The sequence below is a fragment of the Ilyomonas limi genome (assembly GCF_005233845.1).
GTDB classification, from domain to species: Bacteria; Bacteroidota; Bacteroidia; order Chitinophagales; family Chitinophagaceae; genus Ilyomonas; species Ilyomonas limi.
This window is the reverse complement of the sequence record NZ_SZQL01000046.1, coordinates 1-4712: the sequence shown is the minus strand read 5'-3', so window position 1 is coordinate 4712 and position 4712 is coordinate 1. Positions and strand designations below refer to the sequence as shown.

Here is a 4712-nt window from a genome sequence, read left to right as displayed (position 1 = left end):
GCTGTAGTAACATCTATGAGCTGAAGAATATTCAATCATGTAAATCCACAGCGTACTAAATCTATCTCTTTATGTAGTACCTTTATTCACATATCACCCCTCGAAAACCGCTTTACATAGGATACTTTTGTTGTGCGTTCGCCTTTTTGTCAAGGTGAGTTTGGTGCAAATTGGTTTTTATCGCGTCAAAATCAATCTTGTTACAAAAGCCTAAGTGAATTTCATTCTTAATAGTCTTTTTATAACTAAATTCTGAAAGCAAATTAAGAATGTCAGGAATTGAATTTGGAAACTCAACTACAAGTATGTGCTTATGTCCGTGACTGATTTCACCTACAGATGTCCAGCCATTTATAACAGCTTGCTTTATTACAAATTTTGTTTCAATAAAATTCTCTGGGTTGTCAATCTGAAAGATTGTGTCAAAGTATTTTGGTAATAAAATGTCTGCATAAGCATACATTGTCAGTACCACAATTTCATTTGTTTGCTTTTGCCAATTAATGAACTCAAAGTATAAATTATCTTTTTTTCTGTCAGCCATAATTTTTTTTACATCTGCCTTCACTCTCTTGATTATTTTGTCTGAAAAAAAATAATTACAAAGAAGATAACGACTTGAAGATTCTGATTTTGATTCTGGCAGCATATTAGGGAGTCTGAATAAGGTGACGCACAACGTTCCAAGGCTTGCTGCCGGAGCGGCATTCAAAGCTCTGTCAGCCCAAATATAGCTGAAAAGATGATTAGAATTACTTCTGCCGATTGGCTTGCGTCAAGCCGCTATGGCAGCAAACCACGTGTTAGCGGTTGTTTTGTCGAGCCCGTTTGATAAGTCCAAAAATAAGATTAGATAAATAAGTCACTTGTCCAATGGTCAAAATGAGTCCAAGTATTACATCTTTTCTTGTCCAAAAAATATAACCTTCATACACCTTTTGGTCTGTGTCATAGTAATGCCTTGGAAAACCTGCAAGGTCTTGATTAAACCACTTGAAAAGAAATGGAAACGTGAAAATTGCTAAACAAGAAATTAATGTCAATGTGATGTGTGTCCAGCTAAGTGCTTTTGAAAACAAAATGCTCTTTGTCGTGATATAAAGCAGCCAGAAAACAAAAAAAAGCAAAGCTGGTGTCCATATGTAATATGTCAATGGAAACAAATAATATTTAGTCCTGACATAAAGAACAACCAGAGTCTTAAAGCTAAAAATACCAGTTAAGAACAGTCCAAAAGCTACCAATAAAAGCAGGTTATAAGGTCTTTGTTTTAGTCGTAAATGAAGCAATGTCCGTCGAATTTATTCTTTTGATTAGTCCTAAATGTTACACCGAAACGGGTCAAAATAAAATTACTGCTAACGGTTAAGCATTTGTGAAGGCATGGCAATAGCAATTGGTCAGCCTGGTACAAATGCTTAATTGAAAAACTGTTGTTGAAGATAATTACAAATGTTCAATAACGTATTGTCTGCCGATAACAAAAGATGATAAGAATTACTGCTGCACAAGTGCAGCTGGTCAAGCCATGCTTTTACAAATGCACCTGTTGGCAGTAGTTTTATTCTTTGTCACGCTGTAACATTTGTCTCACTTTACAGGTAAAATGAATAATCCCTTTCGTGTACATAACGTCCATATTTTTATTACTGTACTCATCTTTAATTGACCAGTCTTCAAAGTCAGATGCTCTTAAATAATTTACAGTCTTATAACTTAAAAAGCCAGTTAATTGTTGTCCCGATTTGTAAGTAGGAATGGAATCTAAAATTAATTTTTGGTCGGCAAATGGTATAAGTATGTTGTCAGTTAAAGTGTCGCCACTATTTAATTTGAAAATTTTACGTTTATGCTCATCTAACCAATAGTTACTGGTAAATTTATTGTCAACAATTTTAATAGAAAATGTAAACCCACCAAAAATCCAAATTCCCATTCCAATTTTCAAAGTGTCACCGTCTAAAATACAGCCACATTCTGTACCAACAGAATCTAAGTCAGATTCATTTTTTGTTTTGTCAAGTAGTTTTCCGTTTAGAAAATTTTGAAATTGGTAACGACTTCTATTTTCTTTGTATCGAATTGTATTCAATATTCGTTGCTCTTGAATAGCTGAATCAATAAGTCCTTTTGAAGTTCCCTTTATGAATGCTTTTCCATCTAACATTCTTTGCAATGATTCGCTGTTGAAAGCATGAGTCATTGAGTCCATACGTGTTTCGTAGGTTGTCAAATGCTTAAATACTGAAAGGTCTGGGATTGTGTCAATAGTGATATTAGAGTATATGTCATTCTTGTTTGTCTGTGAAAAACAAGACATGGAAAAACTCAAAAAGAAAAGTAGGAAAACTAATTTAATGGGTCTCATGAAAATTACTGCCAACGGTTTACGTATTGGCGATGGTGAGGCATTTGAAAAACGTCAGCCCAACAATTGTACAAATGCCCGATAGAATTACAAATGTTGAATTTATTACTGTCCGCCCCACTATTGCCAATACGATGTTAGCGGTTCGGTTTTCTTTAGTCATAGTTTGCATTGTCCCAAATTAAAAGTCCGCCAATGTTGTCAATATTTAGTTTTTCGTCTCGATTAATTTTTTCAAGTCGTTTTTCAAATGTGTCAAGTTCGGCTTTTACAGTTTCAATTGCTTTTTTCAAAGAAGGAATGTCAAACTGAACTATGTTTTCGCTCGGTGTCGGTGCAAAGTGTTCGTCAAATTCTTCAACTGTAAAGTCGAAGGTTATTTTGTCTGCGTGAATTTTTACTTGTGGCTCTGGGTGTCCTGCGTAAAATCCCTGTTCCTTTCCGTCCGCAATATTTTCCCAATATTTAAAGTCTGCAAGGTCGCCACAACATTGTGGGAAATATTTGTCTTGTCCGTCAATGCGAAGAACGTATCCACCAAACAACGCACTTGCCTGTTCTCGTCCATATTTTCCGTCTCTCAATTCTTGTGTATGGTCGATTACAATTTTTGTCAAGTTGTTGTCTGTTATTTCAGATGGTCTGTAAAATGATGAACCTGCTAAATATGGTTTGAATTCGTCTTTAAAACCTGCTTTCTTGTAACTGTCAGAATTGTATTTATCCCATAATTCCGAATGCTCCCAATAAGGATATTTATCAGGTGTCGATACATCCTGATTGTTATATCCAATCTCTATTACGGGTATCAATTCAATTGTCATTCTTTGTCTGTATGGTGTCGTTCTCTAAACTGACCGCTAACGTCGGGGGCTTGCTGCTGCGCTGGCATTCAATGAGCTTTTCGCCCGAACGTCAGCCCAATAACGAACCCAAAGCCGAAGATAACTACAAAAGCCGAACAATGAATTTTCAGCCCGGAACTACTGATGAACAGTGAACAAAAGCTGATGTTTATTCCTTCAGCCAGCGTAGAAGCAAACCCACTGTTGGTGGCATGTGCTGGTCAGTCAAAGTTTTCGTAAATGCTATAGTCATCAAGTAACGATATAAACTTTTTTTCTTCGTTCTTCCAGAACTTGTCCTTTTTGAGTTTTTGAATAATTAATGTTTCAATTTCACTGTCTCTAAATTTAAGTAGTTCATCTAAGGTTCTGTAATAGTCGGTTGTACCAGTTTTACTAAAATCAGTCTTTTTCAAGTATGTTATTAATGACTTCTTTATATTCTCATAGTTGTCCGCTCTATACCAAGTACATAAATAGAATAATGATTCCCGATTCCCCTTTTTGAATGCCAACTCTTCAATACGTTTTTTATATGATGCCGGATAAACTCTGTTTTCCAATGCTCTTGTCATTAATAGCCAATCGGAATTATCACGATATAAAATAATGCTATCAAGTTGCAAAAGTATTTTGTCAGTCCATTTTGCTTTGTCATTTACATTATTCCAATACTGGTAATATAATTCAGTTGAAATGTCGTCTTTTGATTTTATACACCCACTAAAAGTTGAAACTTTTCTGTCATGAGAAAGGAATTTTAAAAAGACTGACTTTAAATCAAAATAAGATTTGTCAGCCAAAGCCATACTTGCATAACAAGCAACGACAGCATTTTGATTGTCGGTAAGATTTAATAAATCTTCTGTATTTGCAACTTTCTTTAACTCTAAATAGTTTTTATAATTATCACTCTCTATACCTGCAACTCCAATGTGTTCAGATTGAATCTCATTAATAGAAGCAATTCTCTTTACAATGTCTGAAAGTTTTTTGGGTGTTTCTTTGAAGCCTAAAGAGTAGCTTTTTTTAGAATTGTTAGTTTGTCCGTATGAATAGTTGCAAATGAGCAAAATGGTTATCAAGACTGAAATTGTCAACTGTTTCATATTTGTAGGATGTCGTTTAGCATTGCCACCAACGTTGAGTATTTGCGATGGCAGGGCATTTGAAAAACGTCAGCCCGAACTACCGCTGATTGAAAAACTATTGATGAAGATATGTACAAAAGCTAAATTACTAATGTCCTGCTGGAACTGCTGCTGATAGTGATTTACAGACGAGGACTTGCACGTCGCCCCCTGCTATTGCAAAGCATCTATGTAAAAGCGGTAATTTGAGGGTACCTAAAATTCAAGTGTATGAATACTCAAACTACCGCTTCTGTACCAAAGTTATTCATTGGTATGGATGTACACAAGAAAAGCTGGACCTGTCATTTTAAAACAGACCTGTTTGATTATAAGACGGTCACCATGCCGGCTGATAGTGCTTGTTTG

The 4712-nt window shown here is 35.4% G+C and carries 5 protein-coding genes; 1 reads left to right on the top strand and 4 read right to left on the bottom strand.

Annotated elements, in window-relative coordinates; all coding sequences use genetic code 11:
• Positions 1-112: 112 nt before the first annotated feature.
• The 3 genes from FC093_RS23335 to FC093_RS23325 all read right to left on the bottom strand — a co-directional run bounded on the left by FC093_RS23335 (position 113) and on the right by FC093_RS23325 (position 3192).
• Positions 113-649, bottom strand: coding sequence for a hypothetical protein (locus tag FC093_RS23335; RefSeq protein ID WP_170971214.1), 537 nt, complete (start codon positions 647-649; stop codon positions 113-115).
• A 912-nt stretch (positions 650-1561) separates the two neighbouring features.
• The gene (locus tag FC093_RS23330) at positions 1562-2212 is read right to left on the bottom strand and encodes a hypothetical protein (RefSeq protein ID WP_137264234.1); all 651 of its coding nucleotides are present in this window, start codon (positions 2210-2212) and stop codon (positions 1562-1564) included.
• Positions 2213-2523: 311 nt separating this feature from the next.
• Positions 2524-3192 (bottom strand): hypothetical protein, encoded by a 669-nt coding sequence (locus FC093_RS23325; protein WP_137264233.1) that lies wholly within the window; start codon positions 3190-3192, stop codon positions 2524-2526.
• An 11-nt stretch (positions 3193-3203) separates the two neighbouring features.
• Here FC093_RS23325 and FC093_RS23955 point away from each other — a divergent pair, with 11 nt between their 5' ends.
• Complete coding sequence (locus tag FC093_RS23955; RefSeq protein WP_170971213.1) at positions 3204-3368, top strand: hypothetical protein; 165 nt, start codon at positions 3204-3206, stop codon at positions 3366-3368.
• A 66-nt stretch (positions 3369-3434) separates the two neighbouring features.
• Here FC093_RS23955 and FC093_RS23320 read toward each other — a convergent pair whose 3' ends face one another.
• Positions 3435-4322 carry a hypothetical protein gene (locus FC093_RS23320; protein ID WP_137264232.1) on the bottom strand — a complete coding sequence of 296 codons (888 nt, stop codon included), beginning with the start codon at positions 4320-4322 and terminating at the stop codon, positions 3435-3437.
• Positions 4323-4712: the final 390 nt, after the last annotated feature.